Raw genomic sequence first — 20186 nt, 5'->3', positions numbered from 1 at the left:
GAGCGACCCCAGGAGAAGGGAGTACGTCCCATCTTGAATCTACTACGAGTTGCCCCAGTTCGTTTCCGGGGCGGGGGGGCCGTCTCGATTTGGAGAGCGACTCCCGAGCCGTTCCGCCTCGCTTGGCACGGCTGGGGCGGAGCAGTATGCTCGCAGGATGATCCCGCGGGTTGGAAAAAAGCGATCCTCGGGCTTCAAGTCGTCTGGTTGAAGACGAGGGCGAGGGGATGAGGTCGAACGCCGGCAACCAGGGGGAAAGTGCTTTGAAGTGGCATGCAACGACGATCCTCTCGGTGCGCCGGGGGGGGAAGGTCGCCATTGGCGGCGACGGTCAGGTGACCCTGGGGACCCAGGTGATGAAGGCCGACGCCGTCAAGATCCGCAAGCTGCTCGACGGTCAGGTGATCGTCGGCTTCGCGGGCTCGGCGGCCGACGGCTTCGCGCTCATGGAGCGGTTCGAGACGAAGCTGAAGGACTACCCGAACAACGTCCCGAGGGCGGCGACCGAGCTGGCCAAGCTCTGGCGGACCGACCGCGTGCTTCGGCGGCTGGAGGCCGTCCTGCTGGTCGTCGACTCGCGTTTCAGCCTGATGTTGAGCGGGGCGGGCGACGTGATCCAGCCGACCGACGGCGTGCTGGCGACCGGCTCGGGGGGCGGCTACGCCCTGGCCGCCGCCCGGGCGCTCCTGGCTCACTCGAACCTCTCGGCGTCGGAGATCGTGCGCGAGTCGCTGACTATCGCCGGCGGCATCGACATCTACACGAACACCCATCTGACGGTGGAGGAACTCCCGTGCCAGAGCACGAGCTGACGCCCCGGCAAATCGTCGCCGAGCTGGACCGCGACATCGTCGGCCAGGCCGACGCCAAGCGCGCCGTGGCGATCGCGTTGCGGAACCGATGGCGGCGACGGCAATTGTCCGACGAGCTTCGCCCGCAGGTCACGCCCAAGAACATCATGCTGATCGGCCCGACCGGCGTTGGCAAGACCGAGATCGCGCGGCGGCTGGCCATCCTCGTCGGCGCTCCGTTCGTCAAGACCGAGGCTTCCAAGTACACCGAGGTCGGTTATTACGGCCGCGACGTCGAGAGCCTGATCCGCGACCTCCTTGAAGCCGCTATCCTCCTGGTTCGGAACGCCGAACGCGAGAAGGTCGAGGGGCAGGCCAAGGTCCGGGTCGAGCAGCGGCTTCTCGACCTCCTCCTGCCGGGGCCGGCGCCGTCGCTCTCGTCCTCGCCACAGACGCCCTGGGGCGCACCGGACGAGCCCAAGAGCGACGAGGCCGCCGAGCGCCGCCAGCGCACCCGCGACAAGCTCAAGGCCCAGCTCGTCGACGGCCAGCTCGAAGACCGTGAAGTCGAGCTGAGCATCCCCGGCCGCCCGATGGCCCCCGTCTCCATCCTCGGCGCGGGCAACATGGAACAGATGGAGATGGATCTTCAGGGCATGTTCGAGAAGATCATGCCCAAGCAGTCCCAGTCGCGCCGGATGACCGTTCGCGAGGCCCGCCCGATCCTCCTTCAGCAGGAGATCGAAGCCCTCCTCGAACCCGAGAAGATCAACCAGGCGGCCATCGCCTTGACCGAGGATTCGGGCATCGTCTTCATCGACGAGATCGACAAGATCGCCGGCGGCGAGGAGGGCTCGCGCAGCCCCGACGTCTCGCGCCAGGGGGTCCAACGCGACCTGCTGCCGATCGTCGAGGGGACGACGGTCAACACCAAGTATGGCCCGGTCAAGACCGACCACGTGCTGTTCGTGGCGGCCGGCGCGTTCCACCGCAGCAAGCCGTCGGATCTGATGCCCGAGCTGCAAGGCCGGTTCCCGATCCGCGTCGAGATGCACGACCTCGCCCGCGACGACTTCGCGCGCATCCTTCGCGAGCCCCGCGCCTCGCTGCTCCGCCAATACGAGGCGCTCCTGGCCGCCGAGGGGGTCGAACTCGCGTTCACCGACGACGCGATCGAGGCCATGGCCGACCTCGCCTTCCAGGTCAACCGTTCGACCCAGAACATCGGCGCGCGGCGGCTGCACACGATCCTCGAGCGCGTGCTCGAAGACATCAGCTTCGAGGCCCCGGAACGGGCCGGCGAACGGATCGTCATCGACGCCAAGATCGTCCGTCAACGTCTCGAAGACGTCGCCAAGGACGAAGACCTGAGCCGCTACATCCTTTGACGCCGACGTTCGCGACGGACGGCGAATCGCATGGGATCGTCCTATCGGCGATCTCGGCATGATGCGCGCAATCGATGCAATTGGCGACCATCGGACAGGTCAGGTCGTGATCTCCGCGGCCTGACTCCCGTCCGTGTCCTATCTTTAGGACTTGAGATTCGTGGAAAAATCGAGGGCGGGCCCTAGCGAACGTGAAAACAGGCAGAATACAGTGTTGTCGGCTGGATGATTCCTGGGTCGAACCGCGCCGAGCAGCCCCCTTTGGGAAGCACGGATCGCCATTCGCCGGGTGCGAGTCCCTGTCTGCTGACTCCTGCGATTCTCGGTTTGGAGAGTCCCCCCTCCACGCCCTCTACGGCCAAGTCGCCTCAAGACGCTTCAAAAGGAGACGCTGATGCTCGCCGGTAAGCTCGTCGCGGAATTTATTGGAACCTTCTTCCTGGTGTTTACGATCGGCATGACCGTCAAGAGCCCGGACGCGTCGGCCCTTGCGCCGCTGGCCATCGGCTCGGCGCTGATGATCATGGTCTACGCCACGGGACACATCTCCGGCGGGCACCTCAACCCAGCCGTGACGCTCGGCGTCACGCTCCGCGGTAAATGCACCTGGGCCGATGCGATTCCGTACATGGTAGCCCAGGTGATCGGTGCTGTCGCGGCGGCGGCCCTGGTTCTCTTCATCAAGGGGACCGCCACGGGCGGGGCGGTTTCGCCCCCGTCGCCGATCCAGTACACCGTGGCCGCGAAGCTCCTGGTCGAGTTCCTATTCACGTTCGCGCTGGTCTTCGTCGTCCTCAGCACGGCGACCGCCAAGGGAACCCAGGGCAATTCGTTCTACGGGCTGGCGATCGGCTTCACGGTCGTCGTCGGCGCCTTCGCCGCCGGCCCGGTTTCGGGAGGCGCGTTCAACCCCGCCGTGGCCGTCGGAGTCGGCGTGTTCGACAGCTCGACGATTCCCGGAATCTGGATCCCGCTGGTCGCCGACTTCCTCGGCGGCGCCGCGGCCGCAATCGTCTTCCAGGCCTTCGACATGGGCGGCGATCGCAAGGCGGCCTGATCCCGCGACCGACCGCCGCACCCTTCTTTCTCGGCGACGTTCCCCTTTCGGCCCTCACTGGGGCTGATCGGGGAACGTCGCGTTTTTCCAGTACGCTCGGGTGTCGGCCGAGATCCGGGCTTTGCCTTGCTCGACCAGTCGTTCGAGTCCTTGATAAAACGCCTCGGACTGATTCCCCAAACCGAGAAGGCGAAGGCTGGTCAGGACGCGGGTGATCCGCAGCCAGTTGTGGTTGGGCTCGGTGAGCCGCCACTGCTTCTTCTCGAAATCCGCCGCCGGGACGACCCGGTCGCCCTCGCGCGCGAGCCCGAGGAAGGCGAGGAAACGATCGAACGACCGGAGCAAGTTGTCGCGGAGCGCCGGGTCGTCTCGAAACGCCTCCAGGTCGGCCCGGGTCAGGATCGGGGCGTTCGGGTTGAACGAACTCGGCTCCTCCAAAGGAAACATCCACTGGATGAAGTCGTGGCGGCTCTCCATCTGGCTGTCCGAGAACGACCAGAAATCCGCTAGCGAACGGCTTTCCGAGTCGTTCGCCTTCCCTCGATGGAATTGGACGAGTTGCGACATCGTTCCCCTCCTCGATTTGTTCGTCCGGCCTGACCAGCGAATCAAGAAACCGCGCATCCCTATCGCCCCGCGATTTCGACGCCATGACGGGATGATTCTCGATGTCCCACGAAGTTCCCGAAACGGCCGGCGACGCGTTCGACCGTCGGATGATGGAGCACGCCCTCGGGCTCGCCCGTCAGGCGGCGGCGTTGGGCGAAGTTCCGGTCGGCGCCCTGATCGTCCGGGAGGGGAAGATCGTTTCCCAGGCGTTCAACCTCCGCGAGACCCTGCACGACCCCACGGCCCACGCCGAGCGACTCGCCCTCACGCTGGCCGGACGCGGCCTCGGATCGTGGCGTCTGGAGGGTTGCACGCTCTATGTGACGCTCGAACCGTGCGCCATGTGCGCCGGGGCGATCGTCCAGAGTCGCGTCCAGCGGCTGGTTTACGGGGCCGTTGATCGCAAGGCGGGGGCCTGCCAGAGCCTCTACCGGCTGGTCGACGACCGTCGGATGAACCATCGCGTTGAACTGGCCTCGGGGATTTTAGCCGAAGAATGCGGCGAAATCCTCAGTCTGTTCTTCCATGATCGCCGAGGTTTTCCTAAACTACGATGAAGCCGCTGCAAACACCGGAGGGGTGCCTGAGTGGTTGAAAGGGCCGGTCTCGAAAACCGGTGTACCGCTCCGCGGTACCGTGGGTTCGAATCCCACCTCCTCCGCTGACATGCCGGGACAGGTCCGGCCAGACGAAGACAACCCCCTGCAAAACAGGGGGTTGCGTCGTTTACGGGCGACTCGTCACCCCCAAGTCCGCTTCTCATGCCTGCGGACAACCATGGACGCCTTTGGACCTCGTTGGACGCCTCGAGGTGCAAACTCGGGTGCAAACCATTCACCCCTTCGGCGGACCTTCTTCGCCCTCCAGGTCGTCCACCGACGTCCCTGCCTTCTCCTCAATGAGTCGGCCTTCAACCGGCGTCGAAGGGGGAAGTTCGTTCACCATGGGGGCCAGGGGATCGAGCTTGGCCAGCCTCCGTTCGGCGGTTTCGATCCAACGGCCCATCCGGCTCTCGGGGGTGATCCTTCGTCCAAGCCTTGAAGCTCGGTTCCGAGCGTCCCGGATCATCCTCCCCAGGGACCGCCATCGCTCCCACGAATCCAGGGTGGCTTCAACCCATCGAACCCGTTCTTCCTCCTCTCGACGAAGGCGGTCCGCCTCTTCGCGGATTCTCCGCTTGCGTTCTTCCTCGATCCTGGCCAACCGGGCATACTCTCGACTCGCCTTCATCTGCTCGGAGGCTTCCACGAGGCCGACGATGAAGTCGTTCAACTGATCCTCAATTCGTTTCCGCTTCCCGTCCTTCCAGGTTCGGAGCGTGTAAGAGCCGTGGTCGCTCAGGATCTGGAGCCTAAACTCTCCTGATGGGATGTATATGTGCATCGTGTCGAGCCAGGACCGGACCCGGTCCGGAGAAGGGGGCCGGAGTTTCATTTGGACCTTTTCGGTGAGCCGGAAGCGAATGAGTTTGCCATCGACCTCGGCCAAGGTCCTCCGGTCGAACTCCTCTCCAGGAACTTGGACGCGGCACTTTCTCGCCTCCAGGGCTTTGATCAGGGCGTCCAAGATCCTCATGGCTCGGTCGATGCTTTCGGGACCCACCGCCACGTCGAGACAGCCCTCCTCTCTCGTGGAGATCAGTCCCCATCGGTCCCTCATGGAGGAATCCAGGTTGAGTGAGGCATTCAGGCTCTTCCTCGTGCGATCGACCAGGGGGTGTGGCGCCGTGAGCCGGCTGTTCACCGTGATGGCGGCTTCGGCGGGCTCCCTCTTGGGAGGGCTCTTCTTGAGAACGGGGGAGATGGTTTGCTTCTCGGGAGCCGGCCGAGGGGTGAGGTCGATCTTCTCAAGCGTTTCGTCGGAGATGCGTGGCAGCGGGATGCGTCGTGTGGGTATGCCGTTTCTCTTCTTGGCCCAGTAGCCACGCGGAGGGCGTGGGATGCCGTGTCTCTTGCAAAGCTTGGCCAGCCAGACGTCCGAGAATCCGAACCTCTTACACAACTGGGATGCGGGCGTCGCCCAGATCTGGTCGTACAGATCTTTTCTGTCGATAATCATATTTGAACAATTTGACTCGGGTCGGCTGGGCTCCTTCGTGCGGCTGGTGTCCAGTATGGTCGATGCTTCTCGCCCATCACAGCGAAATGCGTGAGGCTCGACGAGGCCTGGATTGAGGCTCGGCGTCTACGCCGATCGTCGTTTCCAGGCCCGGAGAAGTTGGTTCAGCGATGATGACGCAAGCCTCCCAGGAGCCGTAGCAGACCTCAACTTGATCGTCCGTCAGCCTGTCTCGTCTGCCGAAGCTCGGCCAGCATGAGGCCCAGGGGATCGAGCGTGCTCAACCTATGTTCGGCGGCCTCGATCCACCGGCCCAAGTGGCTTCCCGGTGAAATCGGGAGCCCAAGTTCCGAAGCCCGAGTTCGGGCTTCCTGGATCATCTCCCGGAGGTTCCTGCATCGGTTCCAGGCGTTCAGGGTTCCATCGACCCAGACGATTCGTTCGGCTTCCTCTTCCTGAAGCCGTTCCGCCGTCTCAACCTGTTTTCGGCGTTCCTCATCCGCACGACGGCTCACTTCCCACCGGGCCTTGTTTTCCTTCATCGCCACCGAGGCTTCTATCAGGCCGACGGCGAACTCGTTGAGCTGGTCCTCGACCCGCTTTCCGGAACCGTCCTTGAAGGAAAGAGGGCCTCTGGAAAAGGATGACGATTCGATCAGCAGTTCCAGGGCCCCGTTTGGGATGTACTTCTGATCTCGAGACCAGTGGGGATTCCGGCCGTTGAGGCTCTTGTGATATGCGGGCTCTCGGTGCTCCGAGAAATGCTCGTAGATCCGGAACGGGATGAGCTGGCCGTCGACCTCGGCGAAGGTGGCGGTCTTGGAGCCGTCCTTCTTGACGACCACCTGGTAGTCCCGCTCCTCCAGGGCCTTGATCAGGGCGTCCATGATCCTCATGGCCCGTTCGATGCTGTCGGGGCCGACCTTCACGTCCAGGCAGCCCTCGCCTCCCGTTTGGAGGAGTCCGGCGTAGTGGTACTGGGTGGTCGATTTCAAGCTCGTCCAGGTGCGTCGCACCAGGGGGTGAATGGCTTCGAGGGTCTCAACCACCTTGATGCGGGCTTTCGGGGATCGTTCCGCGACGATGCGTTCGGCGGCCATGGGAGGGATCACCTGCTTTGGAGGGACGGGCTGAGGCGTGATCTCGATCGTTTCAAGCTTCGTGTCCGTGATGGGCGGCAGCGGAATCTGGGAGGTCGGCTTGCCGCTCTGCTGTTTAGCCCAGTAGCCGCGAGGAGGTCTCGGAACGTCGTGTTTCTTGCAGAGCTTTCCGAGCCAGACGTCGCTGACGCCGAACTCTTTGGCTAGTTGGCTTGTGGGGGTCGTCCAGATCGTGTTGTAGAACTCGCGTCGATCGATCCGCATCCTCGGTCGCCTTCATGAGATCCAGAGATTCGCCTTCATCCACTTGGATCAGTATCGACGACGCCCGTCTTGTTGGATGAGTCGATTCATTGTCGCCAAAAAAAGAAGGACTGCCGGGGTGGTTGTTTGGACCACCGCGACGGCCCTTCAGGGGGATGGATGCCTCTCGTCATCTCGCCGAGATGCCGAACCTTCAACATGTCTTGGCTTCGTCCTCGTCTTGATCCGTCCCAGCCGGAGGGGGTTGAGAATCCGACTCGGCCTTCTTGGGCTCTCCATCGGCCTTGACGAAGGCGTCCAGCCGACCGACGGCGGCTCGAAGTTCGTCCATCTCCAGGTCGGTGTAGGTCGTGTGGACAGCAGCTGGTGAACCGCGGCGTTCTGGGCTATCGCAAGAGGATCATGATCGAAGCCACATGAACGAATCCGAGGAAGTTCTTGGCCGTCTTGTCGTACCGCGTCGCCACGCGGCGGTACTGCTTGGCCTTGTGCCAGAACCGCTCGACCAGGTTTCGGTCGCGGTAGCGATCCCGATCGTAAGGCCGCTGGATCTTGCGGTTGCGAAGCGAGGGGATCACCGCCTTGGCCCCGCGCGATTCGATCGCCTCGACCACGGCACGGCTGTCGTACCCCTTGTCGGCGACGACCACTTCCGTCGCCAGGCCGTCGATCAGCGCCTCGGCCTGGGGCGAGTCGGCGGCCTGGCCCGGCGTCAGGATCAGTCGCGTGGGGAGTCCGAGCCCGCTGACCGCCACGTGGATCTTGGTCCCGAATCCGCCTCGGCTGCGGCCGAGGGCCTGCTCGGCGTGTCCGCCGGAGCCGTCCCACTTTTTTTCGAGCCGGCCGCCGCCGGATGCGCGCGGATCACCGTGGAGTCGAGGATCAGCCATTCGAGGTCCTCGTCCTGCAACGCGGTCATGACCCGGGCCCAGACCCCCTTGGAACACCAGCGGTCGAACCGCCGCCAGGTGCTGTTCCAGTTGCCGAACCGCTCGGGGAGGTCGCGCCACGGCGCGCCGGTCTTGGCGATCCAGAGCACGGCGTCGACGAACCGGCGGTTGTCCTGGGCGACCCCGCCGTGCCCCCGGGAAGCCCCGGCAGGAGGTCCTTGATCCGGTCCCAATCGGCGTCGGAGATCTCGTGGCGGCGGCGCATGACAGGCCCTCCGTGATGGTGAAGCGTCGCCCGTCATTAGCCCACAACGCCTATCTGCTGTCCACACGACCTAAACCAAAAAAGTAAGTGCCATTGGGAGCTTGCTCCCGCATGGGCCACGCGCGGCGCGGCAAGCCGCACTCCACATCGGCATCGGACCGGCCTCACTGATGGTCGACGGGGTATGTTTCACGAGGCGGCGTCGGTTATAGTCGTGGATATTCAACAATTGCTCGGCAACCTCGGAACGCCGCGCCGGACGGACCAACCGACGGCGGGGACGATCAATCGCGGAGGTCCCGACTCGTGCGCGAATTCCCAGCTTGGAACGTCCCCCAGCGGGCGATGTTCGTTATCGGACTGCTGGCGACCATTTGCCCAAGATCTCCCGCGTCGGAGCCCGACGCCCGCGCGGCGGCGAGGGTCGAGTTCAATCGCGACGTCCGGCCGATCCTGTCGGACAACTGCTACAGTTGCCACGGCCCGGACAAGAACCGTCGCAAGGCGAAGCTGCGGCTCGACGAGCGGGCCTCGGCCCTCGAAAAACAGGCGATCGTCCCCGGCAAGCCCGATGACAGCGAACTCGTCGCGCGGATCTTGAGCGACGACGAAGACGAGATGATGCCGCCCCGCGAGTCGCACAAGACGCTGACCGCGCATCAGAAAGACCTGCTCAAGGCCTGGATCGCCCAGGGAGCCGAATACCAGGCGCACTGGGCCTACGTCGCCCCGGCCAAGCGGAAGCCGCCGCACGTCAAGCGGAGCGACTGGGTCCGCAATCCGGTCGACGCCTTCATCCTCGCCTCGCTCGAATCGAAGGGGATCGAGCCGTCGCCCGAAGCCCCCCGGCGCACGCTGATCCGCCGGCTCTCACTCGATCTGATCGGCGTCCCCCCCACACCTGACGAGGTCCGCGCGTTCGAGCAAGACGCTGACACCAAAGCTTATGAACATCTGGTCGACCGCTTGCTTGACTCGCCCCACTACGGCGAGCGCATGGCCGTCTCGTGGCTCGACCTCGCGCGGTTCAGCGACACCGTCGGTTACCACGGCGACCAAGGCCAGCGCGTCTTCCCCTATCGCGACTACGTCATCGACGCCTTCAACCGCAACAAGCCGTTCGACGCCTTCACCATCGAGCAACTGGCCGGCGACCTCTTGCCCAAGCCCACCACCGAACAACTCGTCGCCACCGGCTTCAACCGCCTGAACATGATGACCCGCGAAGGGGGCGCGCAGCCCGGCGAATACCTGGCCAAGTACGCGTCCGACCGCGTGCGGACCGTCTCGCTCACCTGGCTGGGCTCGACGATGGGCTGCTGCGAATGCCACGACCACAAATACGACCCGTTCAGCCAGCGCGATTTCTACTCGCTGGCCGCGTTCTTCGCCGACGTCAAGCAGTGGGGCGTCTACCAGGATTACGACTACACGCCCAACCCCGAGCTGAGAGGATGGAGCAACGACCATCCCTTCCCCCCCGAGATCGAAGTCGAAAGCGCGTACCTGCTGAACCGTCGCAAGCAGCTCGCCGACCGCATCCGACAAGCCTGCTCGACCGCGCCCGACGACGACGCCTTCGCCCGATGGCTCGACCAGGCGCGGGAGTTCTTGAAGACGTCGGAAACCGGCTGGCGGACCGTCCCGGTCTCGAACGAGCCGGACGCGAAGCCGCAGCCCGACGGCGGCGCGCTCTTGGCTGATCTTCCGAAGATCGCTGATGAGAAGACGAAGTCCAAAGCTAAGCCCAAGGAGACCTGGACGTTCCGCGTCGAGCCGGGCGCGGCCTGGGTTTCGCGCGTCCGCGTCGAGCTGCTTCCGCACCCCGCGAACGGCGGCAAGATCACCCGCAACGGCGCCGAGAACGCAACGGTCGCCCTGACGGCCTCGATCCATCCGGCCGGATCGAAGGACGGCAAGCCCGTCCGGTTCCACCTGGCCGAAGCCGACCAGAAACAGCCGCGCTATTTCAACGGCTATGAAGTCCCCGGCGTCTTGAACGGCTGGACGACCTCAACGGATCACGCGAAGGAGAAGCAGACAGCCGTCTGGCATCTCGATCCGCCGATCGAGCTGAAGGACGGCGACGCTCTGGTAGTCGACGTCAACGGGGCCCAGGCGGGCTGCGTCCGCGTCGGCTTCTCGCCGTTCGGCTTCGACCCACGGGGAAATCTCGACGGCGGCCTCGACCCGGACGTGAAGCCCGCCCTTGAAGCGAAAGCCGGCGATCGGACGCCTGAGCAGACGGCTCTGTTGAAGACGCTTTACCGGCTCGGCTCGGCCACCGACACCGCCTTCTGGAACGACATGCGCGGGCTCTGCCGGCAGATCGCCGAGTGCCGCGACGGCCGGGCGTTCACGATGATCACCCAGCCCGCCCCGCCGCTGGAAACCCGGGTCTTGCCCCGGGGCGACTGGCAAGACAAGACCGGCGCGGTGGTGGAGCCGGCGGTGCCGCATTTCCTCCCCCAGGAGGCTTCGAAGTCCTCGGGCCGGCAGACCCGGCTCGACCTGGCGCGCTGGATCGTGGCTCCCGAGAATCCGCTGACGGCGCGGGTGTTCATGAACCGGCTCTGGAAACAGTGCTTCGGCGCCGGCCTCAGCGGCGTGATCGAAGACGTCGGCGCCCAGGGCGAATGGCCGGTCCACCCCGAACTGCTCGACTGGCTGGCCGTCGACTTCCGAGAAGGCGGCTGGGACGTCAAGCGGATGGTCAAGACACTCGTGACCTCGTCGGCCTATCGACAGGACTCGCGGCAGCGGCCCGAGCTGCGCGACGCCGACCCCGCGAATCGCTGGATCGCCTCGCAGTCGCCCCGCAGGCTGGAGGCCGAGTTCGTCCGCGACAACGCGCTGGCTGTGGCGGGCCTGCTCAAGCTCGACCTCATCGGCGGGCCGAGCGCCTTTCCGTACCAGCCGGCCGGCTATTATTCCAACCTCCAGTTCCCCGACCGCGACTACGACGCCAGCGCGGGCGACCTCCAGTATCGCCGGGGCCTGTACATGCACTGGCAGCGGACGTTCCTGCATCCGATGCTCGCCAATTTCGACGCTCCTCCGCGCGAGGAATGCACGCCGACCCGGAACGTCGCCAACACGCCCCAGCAGGCGCTGACGCTGCTCAACGACCCGACGTTCGTCGAGGCCGCCCGCGTCCTGGCCGAGAATCTGCTGTCGCACGGCGATCTCAAGGACGACGACGCGCGGATCGAGCGGCTCTATGAGCGCGCCCTGTCGCGAGCGCCGAAGCCCGCCGAGCGGGCGTCGCTGGCCGGCTTCCTGGCGCGGCAGAGGCTTGTGTTCCGTGATCATCCGCCGGAAGCCGATCGCCTGCTCCACGTCGGCCAGTCGCCCTCGGCGAAGGGGCTCGATCCGTCCGAGGTCGCGGCCTGGACGACCGTCTGCCGCGTCGTGCTCAACCTGCATGAGACCATCACCAGGTATTGAATCATGAATCACCCGATCGATCCTCAGGCGTGGCGGACGGCGGTTCAGCGGCGGGTGTTCCTGCGGAACTCGGCCTACGGACTGGGGTCGCTCGCGCTGTCGGGTCTGCTCAACCCGAGCCTGTTTCAGCAGTCGGCCCGCGCGGCCGACGCCGTCAAGCCCGACTCGCGCTGGCGGGGCGTGGTCCAGCCGCCGCACTTGCCGGTGAAGGCCAAGCGAGTGATCCACCTTTGCATGGCCGGCGGGCCGTCGCAGTTCGAGAGCCTCGACTACAAGCCGAAGCTGAAGGAGCTGCACGGCAAGCCGTTCCCCGAGTCGTTCACCAAGGGGCAGCAGCTCGCCCAGCTTCAGAACAAGACCCTCATCGCGCGCGGGCCGTCGTGCGAATTCCACAAGCACGGCCAGTCGGGGCAGGAGATCTCGGATCTCTTTCCGCACATATCAACGCACGCTGACAAGATGTGCATCGTCCGGTCGATGATCACCGAGCAGATCAACCACGACCCGGCGCACGCCTTCATGAACAGCGGCTCGATCATCAAGGGCCGCCCGAGCATGGGCTCGTGGCTTCTCTACGGCCTCGGCGCCGAGACCGACGAGCTGCCCGGGTTCGTCGTGTTGACGTCCGCCGGCGCGTCGGGCCAGCAGCCGGTCTCGGCCCGGCAGTGGTCGGCCGGCTTCCTTCCCAGCAAGTTCCAGGGGATCATGTTCCAGTCGCGCGGCGACGCCGTCCACTACATCAGCACGCCGCCGGGCGTGAGCCCAGACGCCCAGCGGCAGAGCGTCGAGGAGATCAACCGACTCAACGGCATGCTGATCGACGACCGGCTCGATCCCGAGATCCAGACCCGGATCGCCCAGTACGAGCTGGCGTTCCGGATGCAGGCGTCGGTCCCCGAGTTGACCGATTTTGCGAGCGAGCCGAAGTCGGTGCTCGACCTCTACGGCGTCAAGAACCCCGGCGACGGCAGCTTCGCCTCCAACTGCCTGATGGCCCGGCGGCTGGCCGAGCGCGGGGTCCGGATGATCCAGCTCTACCATCGCGCGTGGGACCACCACGGCGGCATCGACCACGCCATGCCGGTCGCCGCTCGCGAGGTCGACCAGGCGTGCGCCGCGCTCGTCCAGGACCTTGACCAGCGGGGGATGCTCGACGACACCCTGGTCGTCTGGGGAGGCGAGTTCGGCCGAACGCCGATGGGGCAGGGGACCGGCCGCGACCACCACATTCTGGGCTTCTCGCTCTGGATGGCCGGCGGCGGGTCGAAGGGGGGCGTCACCTACGGCGCGACCGACGAGCTGGGTTACAAGGCCGTCGAGAACGTCGTCCACGTCCGCGACCTGCACGCGACGATCCTCGCCCTCTGCGGCATCGACCACGCGCGGCTCTCGTTCAAGTTCCAGGGCCTCGACGTCCACCTCACCGGCGTCGAGCCCGCGCGCGTGGTCAAGGAACTGATCGCCTGAAGCCGAGACCTCAAACCCCGAGCACTTCATTCGACGGCGGCGGCGCTTCGGGTTCGAGCATCCGCAGCAGAGCGCGGAGCGGGACGACCATCCAGTCGGGGCGGCGGGCCATGTCGCGGCCGACCTCGTCGAGCGCCCGTTCGAGCAGCATGACGTCGAGCAAAAACTCGCACTGGCTCCGGGTCGCGGGGAGGAGGCCGGGGCGGTCGAGCGATTCGAAGTAGGCGTCGACGAACTGGCGGGAGATCCGCGACTGCCAGCGCCGGGCCCACGGCTCCAGGGCCGAGCGGTCCTCATGCCGGACCAGGCCGGGGGGCCGGCCTTCCTTGTGTTCGAGGTCGAAAAGCACGCTGTGGGCCGCGTAATCGAACGACCGGATCATCGCGGCCACGTCGCGGAGCGGCGACCGTTTGACCCGGCGCTCGCCCGTCGAGTCTTCGAGATCGGCCTCGAAGTCGATCACGACGAAGTCGGTCCCGGTATAAACGAGCTGGTCGAGTTCATAGTCGCCGTGAATCCGGATTCGCGACCCGCCCAGCGGCGTGTCAGCGACCTCTCGAAAGCGTTCGAGCAGCGGCTCGCGAAGGCTGAGCAAGCGCGCGGCGTCGGCCTTGACCGGTTCCGTCAGTCTGGGAAGTTCGAACGTCAGCCGGGTGAAAACCTGATGAGTCAGGTTCCGCATCGCCTGGTAGAGCGACCGCTGATAGAGCCGACCGAACGGCTCGGGGCGGAAATCGGCGGCCCGCGAATCCGACGCGAGCGTGCGGTGGAGCAGGGCCGTCTGAACCCCGATCTTCCGCGCGATGCTCTCGAAGCCGCCGATGATCTCCTCAAGCGACGCCTCGGCGCCAGGGTCGGGAACCGCGGGGTTGGGGTCGCTCGGCGTCTCGGAGATCCGCCGGTGCGAATGCGCCGCGACCCGTTCGTAGAACTGGCTGAGCTGGTTGATCGTCAGATGCCAGGCCGTCCCATGATTGGGGATGTACTGGTTCAGCACGGCGACCGTCACCGGCGGGCCGTGGACCCGGCGATACTCGATATAACCAAGCACCGGCGCAACGATCGGGGCCTCCTGCCGGGCCGAGAGGAAGGTGCGGATCTCGAAGTCGGGATTGATTTCGGTCTCGACGCTCCGGAACGTCTTGAGGGTCAGCCGCTCGTCGAAGACGAGCGTGGCGTTGAAGCGTTCGCCGCGGATGAGGTGGGAGGGAACCAGCGTGTGGGCGTCGCCCACGGCCTCGGCCAACCCCTTCAAAGCCACGGCCGCCAGCTCGCCGTCGGCCAGGGGCGCGGTCATGCCGGCCTGGATCGCCTGCACGAGTTCCTGGCCGCAGGCGGGGGCGGCGACCGCGTCGCAGAGCAAGCCCGTTCGATTCCCCGTCAACCGCGCCAGCACGGCGGTCGACGCCGATTCGAGAAGCCGCGACGAGTCGTCCTCGCCGATCACCGTCAGCGGCAGGATGCTTGATTCGGTATCGCCCGTGTCGAGCTCGACGCGGACGACGAGCCACTGGATGTCGCCCGATCCCATGGGGTCGGCGAACGATCGCGTGATGTGGGCGGCGACGATCCGGGGCACGCCCGGCGGCCGCCGACGCTCCAGAAAGCTCGGCAAGATCACCCCCAACCGCGCGTGATCCTTGCCGCACAGTTCGGTCCGCCAGTCGTCGGCGACCGTCAGCGCGGGCAGATCGCCCACGCGCAGCGGCTCGCCGTCCAGGGCCGGCTTAGCGGCGTCGGCCGGCTTCAGCAAGAACCAGTAGAAGGCGTAAGGCGAAAGCGTCAATCGATACGGCCGCTCGTCGATCGGCGGCAGCAGGCTGCGCCCGGAAAGCTCCTCGGGGACGCATCCCTGGAACTCGCGGAGGTCGAGCTCGACGTATTGCATGAATCGCGAAAGGTTGGCCACGACCAGGATGCGCTCGTCCTCATAGCTCCGGACGAACACGAGGATCTTGGCGTTCTCGGGGCGGAGGAAATCCAACGTCCCCCGGCCGAACGCCCGATGCTGTTTGCGCAGCGCGATCATCCGCTTCGTCCACCAGAGCAGCGAGCTGGTGTTCTGCTGCTGGCTCTCGACGTTGACCGCCTCGTAGTGGTACTCCGAATCGGTGATCACCGGGAAGTAGAGCTTCTGCGGGTTGCAGTTCGAGAACCCCGCGTTGCGGTCGGGCGACCACTGCATCGGCGTCCGCACGCCGTTGCGATCGCCGAGGTAGATGTTGTCGCCCATGCCGATCTCGTCGCCGTAATAAAGCACCGGCGTGCCGGGCAGCGAGAACAACAGCGCGGTCATCAGCTCGATCCGCCTCCGGTCGTTGTACAACAGCGGCGCGAGGCGATGGCGGATGCCCAGGTTGATCCGCGCCTCGGGGTCCTGGGCGTAGGCCCGATACATCGAATCGCGTTCCTCGTCCGTCACCATTTCAAGCGTCAGCTCGTCGTGGTTGCGGAGGAACATGCACCACTGGCTGTTTTCGGGAATGGCCGGCGTCTGGGCAAGGATGTCGAGGATCGGAAACCGGTCTTCCTGATGCAGCGCCATGAACAGCCGAGGCATGACCGGGAAGTGGAACGCCATGTGGCATTCGTCGTCGTCGCCGAAATACGCCACGGCGTCCTCGGGCCACTGGTTGGCCTCGGCGAGGAACATCCGCGGGGGCGTCGGAAACTTCTCGTCGACGTGCTTGCGCAAGGCTTTCAAGAACTCGTGCGTCTCGGGGAGGTTCTCGCAGTTGGTCCCGGGGCGTTCGTAGAGGTACGGAACGGCGTCGAGCCGGAGACCGTCGACCCCCATGCCGAACCAGAAATCGACGAGCGGGAACACCGCTTCCCAGACGGCGGGGTTGTCGTAGTTGAGATCGGGCTGATGGGAATAGAACCGGTGCCAGAAGTAGGCGTTCGCCACCGGGTCCCACGTCCAGTTCGAGACCTCGAAGTCCTTGAAGATGATCCGGGCCTCGGGATAGAGGTCCGGCGTGTCGCTCCAGACGTAGAAGTCGCGCTCGGGGCTCCCCGCCGGCGCCGTCCGCGCGCGCTGGAACCACTCGTGCTGGTCCGACGTGTGGTTGAGCACCAGCTCGGTGATGACCCTCATCCCGAGACGATGAGCGGTCTCCAGAAACTCGCGGAAGTCCGACAGCCGCCCGTACTGCTTGTTGACCTTCGTGTAGTCGGCGATGTCGTACCCGTCGTCGCGCAACGGCGACGGATAGAACGGCAAGAGCCAGATCGCCGTGACCCCCAGGTCGCGCAGATAGTCGAGCTTCAACGTCAGCCCGCGAAAATCGCCGACGCCGTCGTCGTTGCTGTCGAAGAAGGCCCGCACGTGGGCCTCATAGATGATCGCATCCTTGTACCAAAGACCGTCGTCGTCTCGCACAGCGGTTCAACTCCATTCCAAGGACACGCATCAAAGCGTTGGTTCATCCCGCCGTCGGGGAGATCAAGAGTCTTCTCGCAGATCCGGCGCCACCCTTTGGCGGCATCGACCAATGGGTTTCAAGCCGAGTGCGAGGTCATGATGAAAATCGCCAAATTCGCGCCCGGCAACAGGCAGAGATAGCCAGAATATCGGCCACGAATTGCCAGCCGACTCTTCAAAGGCGTGATCTATGCTGTACCATGGATCATGGATGCTTCCCAGCGGGCGCGGCCGTCCGACAGCGATTGTCCAAAACAACACAGCCGCGAAGAATCGCCCGTCAACTCGCTTCCCAACAGAGCCGGAGGCCCTATCATGGCCAACCGCGATCAAGTTCAGAGTACGCAGAAGCTCAAGTCTTTGCTAACTCGCGACCACACGCTCAATGGCGGCATTCTCTTTGGGTTGGACGGTTACATCATCGAGATTCAGGCGCGAGCGATGGAGATCCTGCGCCTTCCCACGACCTGGAGAGGGGCGACGACGATTTCCGGGATGGCGAGAGGCTCGGTCTACGAGTCGCTTGATCGAATCTCCGGGGCCTTTTCGAAGCTGAAGATTCCCAACCCACAGGTTTCCATACTTGTTAATCTGGCTCCGCCGGATCTGCCGAAAGATGGGACCTGGCTCGATCTCCCACTGGCGATTATCCTCCTTCAAGCAGCCGGCATCCTACCAGATCTCGCGGAGCACCTCGAAGGGGATTACATCCTCCTTGGAGAGCTCGGCTTACACGGCGAAATCCGCAGGGTTCCCGGGGCGCTTTCGATCGCCTTTTGCGCCAAGCCCGGTCAGAAGCTGATCGTCCCGGCGGGCAACGAGAAGGAAGCAGCCCTCATCCTCGCGAAGCCGGGGCACGCCGGATGTGGAGTTTTTCCAGCTTCGACGTTGGACGAGGTCATTCAATATTTCCGAGGCACCGGCAAGCTGGAGAACGCCCTCAAGAATGGAATCCAGTTCGAAAGCCTCATCGAGCGAGCCGTCGACTTTGGAGCCATCAAGGGACAGAACGAAGCGAAGGAAGGAGCCTGCATTGCGGCTGCCGGTGGTCATAATCTGCTGCTCATTGGCCCCCCGGGCGAGGGTAAGTCACTCCTGGCGAGCGCGATCCCAGGGATCCTCCCGAGGCTTTCGGATGAGGAGAAAGTCCAGCTGACGCGGATTTACTCCGCTTATGGAGCGTTGGACCGTGATGGGCTCGCAATCACGCGACGCCCGATGCGGAGCGTCCATCACACAGCGTCGAGACAGGCTTTGGTCGGCGGCGGAAGTAAAATCCCCCGCCCCGGGGAGATCACACTCGCGCACCTCGGCGTGCTCTTTCTCGATGAGATCGCCGAATTCAGTACCGCCACGCTTGAGTCGCTACGTCAGCCGATCGAAACCGGCGAGATCGTCATCTCTCGCGTTGGAGCGACCCTTTCGTATCCAAGTCGTTTCACGCTTGTCGCCGCGATGAATCCATGCCCATGCGGATATTACGGGACGGATGGTTGCACCTGCGCCGTGACCGAGGTTCGAAAATACCAAAAGAAACTCAGCGGCCCGATCGTAGACCGGATCGATCTCCAGGTCGAGCTTCGGCGACTGTCGACGGAGGAGCGATTCGCCGAGCCGGAGAAAGGCGTCTCGCCGCGATTACGGGCCAAAGTCGAACTGGCTCGTGAGCGACAGGAGAGACGGTTTTCCGGCCAAGGGATTCCCTTCAACGCCGCGATCCCGGGCGGGAAGGTCATGGAATATTGCTCATTCGACGACGGTGGACTCTCTTATTTCAAGAATACAGTCCATACCAACACCCTCTCGACTCGGTCCATGGATAGACTCGCAAAAGTATCTCGAACCATCGCTGATCTTGATGGAAAAGACCGCGTCAGTGACAGCCATGTCCTTCGCGCCGAGAAATTCGTCGTGGGAGGCATGCTTCGCAATCAAACCTAGTCATAGCTCGGCCCCTCCGGCTCAACGTACACCTTGCCCACAAGACCGTCGGGGAGGCAGGTCATCTCGTCCTTGGCTTTGGGGTCGTTGTGGACGTAGCGGTAGCCTTCGCCGTAGCCGACCGATTTCATGAGGCGGGTGACGGCGTTGCGGAGGTGGAGGGGGACGGGTTCGCGGGCGGTGGCGGCGGCGTCGGCGGCGGCGGCGAAGTAGGCGTTTTTCACGGCGGCCGACTTGGGGGCGCGGGCGAGGTAGATCGTCGCCTGAGTGAGCGGATAGAGCCCTTCGGGAAGGCCGATGAGCTGGACGATCTGGGCGGCGGCGGCGGCCTGGACGATCGCCTGGGGGTCGGCGAGGCCGACGTCTTCCGAGGCCAGGATGCAGAGCCGTCGGGCGATGAAGATCGGGTCGGCCCCGCCCTCGATCAGCCGGGCCAGCCAGTAGAGCGCGGCGTTCGCGTCCGAATTACGGAGCGACTTGATCAGCGCCGAGGCCAGGTTGTAGTGCTCCTCGCCCCCCTTGTCGTAGGCGAACCGGGCGCGGCCGAGGGCCTCGATCAGGATCTCACGGTCGACCCTTCGAGCGCCGTCGGGACCCGGCTCGGCCCCCTGGACGGCCGATTCGAGGGCTGTCAGGGCCACGCGGGCGTCACCGCCTGCCGAGCGGGCCAGGTGTTCGAGGTCTTCGTCGGCGAGGTGAGGACGCAGTGACGCGAGGCCTCGGTCGGCGTCGGCCAGGGCGCGGCGGAGGATCGCGGCGACGTCGTTCTCGGTGAGCGGATTCAACGTGAGGACGCGGGCGCGTGAGAGCAACGCGGCGTTGACCTCGAACGAGGGGTTCTCGGTCGTCGCCCCGATCAGGGTGACGGTGCCGTCCTCGACGGCCGGCAAAAGCGCGTCTTGCTGGGCCTTGTTGAAGCGATGGATCTCGTCGATGAACAGGATCACGCGGCCGCCTCGACGGCGAATCTTGACAGCCTCGTCGATCGCGGCGCGGACCTCGCGAACGCCCGCGAACACGGCGGAAAGGGCGATGAACTTCACACCCGAGGCCCGGGCGATCAGGCGGCCGAGCGTGGTCTTCCCCGTGCCCGGCGGCCCCCAGAGGATCAACGACGGCAGCTTGCCGCCGCGGCCGACGGCCCGCGTCAACAGCGTCCCCTCGCCGATCAGGTTCGACTGGCCGACGTACTCCTCGAACGTCCGGGGCCGCATCCGCTCGGCCAAGGGAGCGTCGGCGGCCGGTTCGATATCCTCCGGCTGGTCCGGTTCGTCAAACAGAGAACCCATCGATTCACGAGCCATTGCGTCGGTCCCTGATCCCAGGAAATCTCAGGCGGCCATCTTATCACGAATCGGCCGGCACGACGGCCCCGGTGAAGTAGGGGCGGCTCGTCGGGCTTCAGACGATCATCTGGATCTGGTAGGCTTTCGGCCGGAAAGTGCGATGGAAAATGAGGCTTTCGCCGTCCGATGGAACGGGACG

At 64.9% G+C, this 20186-nt stretch carries 13 protein-coding genes, 1 tRNA gene and 1 pseudogene; 8 read left to right on the top strand and 7 right to left on the bottom strand.

The genetic code is table 11. The annotated features are described in order from the left end of the window. Positions 1 to 227 precede the first annotated feature (227 nt). The 3 genes from hslV to BSF38_RS27905 all read left to right on the top strand — a co-directional run bounded on the left by hslV (position 228) and on the right by BSF38_RS27905 (position 3236). A complete protein-coding gene (gene hslV / locus BSF38_RS27915; protein WP_210405657.1) occupies positions 228 to 812 on the top strand; it encodes an ATP-dependent protease subunit HslV in 585 nt (194 codons plus the stop codon). Further along, positions 794 to 2179, top strand: a complete 1386-nt coding sequence (hslU, locus tag BSF38_RS27910; protein ID WP_076350293.1) for an ATP-dependent protease ATPase subunit HslU — start codon at positions 794 to 796, stop codon at positions 2177 to 2179. The genes hslV and hslU overlap by 19 nt, the downstream gene beginning before the upstream one ends. Positions 2180 to 2573: 394 nt before the next feature. Continuing rightward, a complete protein-coding gene (locus BSF38_RS27905; protein WP_076350292.1) occupies positions 2574 to 3236 on the top strand; it encodes an MIP/aquaporin family protein in 663 nt (220 codons plus the stop codon). A 54-nt stretch (positions 3237 to 3290) separates the two neighbouring features. Here BSF38_RS27905 and BSF38_RS27900 read toward each other — a convergent pair whose 3' ends face one another. Further along, the gene (locus BSF38_RS27900) at positions 3291 to 3803 is read right to left on the bottom strand and encodes an opioid growth factor receptor-related protein (protein WP_076350291.1); all 513 of its coding nucleotides are present in this window, start codon (positions 3801 to 3803) and stop codon (positions 3291 to 3293) included. Between the two features lie 101 nt (positions 3804 to 3904). Here BSF38_RS27900 and tadA point away from each other — a divergent pair, with 101 nt between their 5' ends. Further along, positions 3905 to 4402 (top strand): tRNA adenosine(34) deaminase TadA, encoded by a 498-nt coding sequence (tadA, locus tag BSF38_RS27895; RefSeq protein ID WP_076350290.1) that lies wholly within the window; start codon positions 3905 to 3907, stop codon positions 4400 to 4402. A 16-nt stretch (positions 4403 to 4418) separates the two neighbouring features. After that, a tRNA-Ser gene (locus tag BSF38_RS27890) sits at positions 4419 to 4506 on the top strand. A gap of 173 nt (positions 4507 to 4679) precedes the next feature. Here BSF38_RS27890 and BSF38_RS27885 read toward each other — a convergent pair. The 4 genes and pseudogenes from BSF38_RS27885 to BSF38_RS27875 all read right to left on the bottom strand — a co-directional run bounded on the left by BSF38_RS27885 (position 4680) and on the right by BSF38_RS27875 (position 8422). Further along, a complete protein-coding gene (locus BSF38_RS27885; protein ID WP_076350289.1) occupies positions 4680 to 5903 on the bottom strand; it encodes a hypothetical protein in 1224 nt (407 codons plus the stop codon). A gap of 206 nt (positions 5904 to 6109) precedes the next feature. Further along, the gene (locus BSF38_RS27880; RefSeq protein WP_076350288.1) at positions 6110 to 7267 is read right to left on the bottom strand and encodes a hypothetical protein; all 1158 of its coding nucleotides are present in this window, start codon (positions 7265 to 7267) and stop codon (positions 6110 to 6112) included. A gap of 193 nt (positions 7268 to 7460) precedes the next feature. Next, positions 7461 to 7598, bottom strand: a complete 138-nt coding sequence (locus tag BSF38_RS31565; RefSeq protein ID WP_168189481.1) for a hypothetical protein — start codon at positions 7596 to 7598, stop codon at positions 7461 to 7463. A 55-nt stretch (positions 7599 to 7653) separates the two neighbouring features. Next, positions 7654 to 8422: pseudogene (locus tag BSF38_RS27875) on the bottom strand (IS5 family transposase). Between the two features lie 306 nt (positions 8423 to 8728). On the opposite strand from BSF38_RS27875, the gene BSF38_RS27865 reads away from it, so the two are divergent. Both BSF38_RS27865 and BSF38_RS27860 read left to right on the top strand, forming a co-directional pair. Beyond that, complete coding sequence (locus BSF38_RS27865) at positions 8729 to 11869, top strand: PSD1 and planctomycete cytochrome C domain-containing protein (RefSeq protein WP_237170651.1); 3141 nt, start codon at positions 8729 to 8731, stop codon at positions 11867 to 11869. A 3-nt stretch (positions 11870 to 11872) separates the two neighbouring features. Continuing rightward, positions 11873 to 13336, top strand: a complete 1464-nt coding sequence (locus BSF38_RS27860) for a DUF1501 domain-containing protein (protein WP_076350285.1) — start codon at positions 11873 to 11875, stop codon at positions 13334 to 13336. Between the two features lie 10 nt (positions 13337 to 13346). On the opposite strand, the gene treS is transcribed toward BSF38_RS27860, so the two are convergent. Continuing rightward, positions 13347 to 16718 carry a maltose alpha-D-glucosyltransferase gene (treS, locus tag BSF38_RS27855; protein ID WP_076350284.1) on the bottom strand — a complete coding sequence of 1124 codons (3372 nt, stop codon included), beginning with the start codon at positions 16716 to 16718 and terminating at the stop codon, positions 13347 to 13349. Positions 16719 to 17075: 357 nt separating this feature from the next. Between treS and BSF38_RS27850 the strand changes: the two genes are divergently transcribed. After that, positions 17076 to 18701 carry a YifB family Mg chelatase-like AAA ATPase gene (locus tag BSF38_RS27850; protein WP_168189480.1) on the top strand — a complete coding sequence of 542 codons (1626 nt, stop codon included), beginning with the start codon at positions 17076 to 17078 and terminating at the stop codon, positions 18699 to 18701. On the opposite strand, the gene BSF38_RS27845 is transcribed toward BSF38_RS27850, so the two are convergent. Further along, on the bottom strand, positions 18698 to 19990 hold the full coding sequence (locus BSF38_RS27845; RefSeq protein WP_237170650.1) for a replication-associated recombination protein A: 1293 nt from the start codon (positions 19988 to 19990) through the stop codon (positions 18698 to 18700). The two genes, BSF38_RS27850 and BSF38_RS27845, sit on opposite strands and share 4 nt — an antisense overlap. Positions 19991 to 20186 lie beyond the last annotated feature (196 nt).

It is taken from the genome of Paludisphaera borealis (assembly GCF_001956985.1).
GTDB lineage: Bacteria > Planctomycetota > Planctomycetia > Isosphaerales > Isosphaeraceae > Paludisphaera > Paludisphaera borealis.
Note: the sequence above shows the minus strand (reverse complement) of the source record. Positions and strands in the feature narration are given on the sequence as shown.

What these genes read in the sequence shown, in the direction of transcription:
- hslV (WP_210405657.1), top strand. Translation starts at nt 228, where the DNA reads ATGAGGTCGAACGCCGGCAACCAGGGGGAAAGTGCTTTGAAGTGGCAT.
- BSF38_RS27905 (WP_076350292.1), top strand. Translation starts at nt 2,574, where the DNA reads ATGCTCGCCGGTAAGCTCGTCGCGGAATTTATTGGAACCTTCTTCCTG.
- BSF38_RS27900 (WP_076350291.1), bottom strand. Translation starts at nt 3,803, where the DNA reads ATGTCGCAACTCGTCCAATTCCATCGAGGGAAGGCGAACGACTCGGAA.
- tadA (WP_076350290.1), top strand. Translation starts at nt 3,905, where the DNA reads ATGTCCCACGAAGTTCCCGAAACGGCCGGCGACGCGTTCGACCGTCGG.
- BSF38_RS27885 (WP_076350289.1), bottom strand. Translation starts at nt 5,903, where the DNA reads ATGATTATCGACAGAAAAGATCTGTACGACCAGATCTGGGCGACGCCC.
- BSF38_RS27880 (WP_076350288.1), bottom strand. Translation starts at nt 7,267, where the DNA reads ATGCGGATCGATCGACGCGAGTTCTACAACACGATCTGGACGACCCCC.
- BSF38_RS31565 (WP_168189481.1), bottom strand. Translation starts at nt 7,598, where the DNA reads ATGGACGAACTTCGAGCCGCCGTCGGTCGGCTGGACGCCTTCGTCAAG.
- BSF38_RS27860 (WP_076350285.1), top strand. Translation starts at nt 11,873, where the DNA reads ATGAATCACCCGATCGATCCTCAGGCGTGGCGGACGGCGGTTCAGCGG.
- BSF38_RS27850 (WP_168189480.1), top strand. Translation starts at nt 17,076, where the DNA reads ATGGCCAACCGCGATCAAGTTCAGAGTACGCAGAAGCTCAAGTCTTTG.
- BSF38_RS27845 (WP_237170650.1), bottom strand. Translation starts at nt 19,990, where the DNA reads ATGGGTTCTCTGTTTGACGAACCGGACCAGCCGGAGGATATCGAACCG.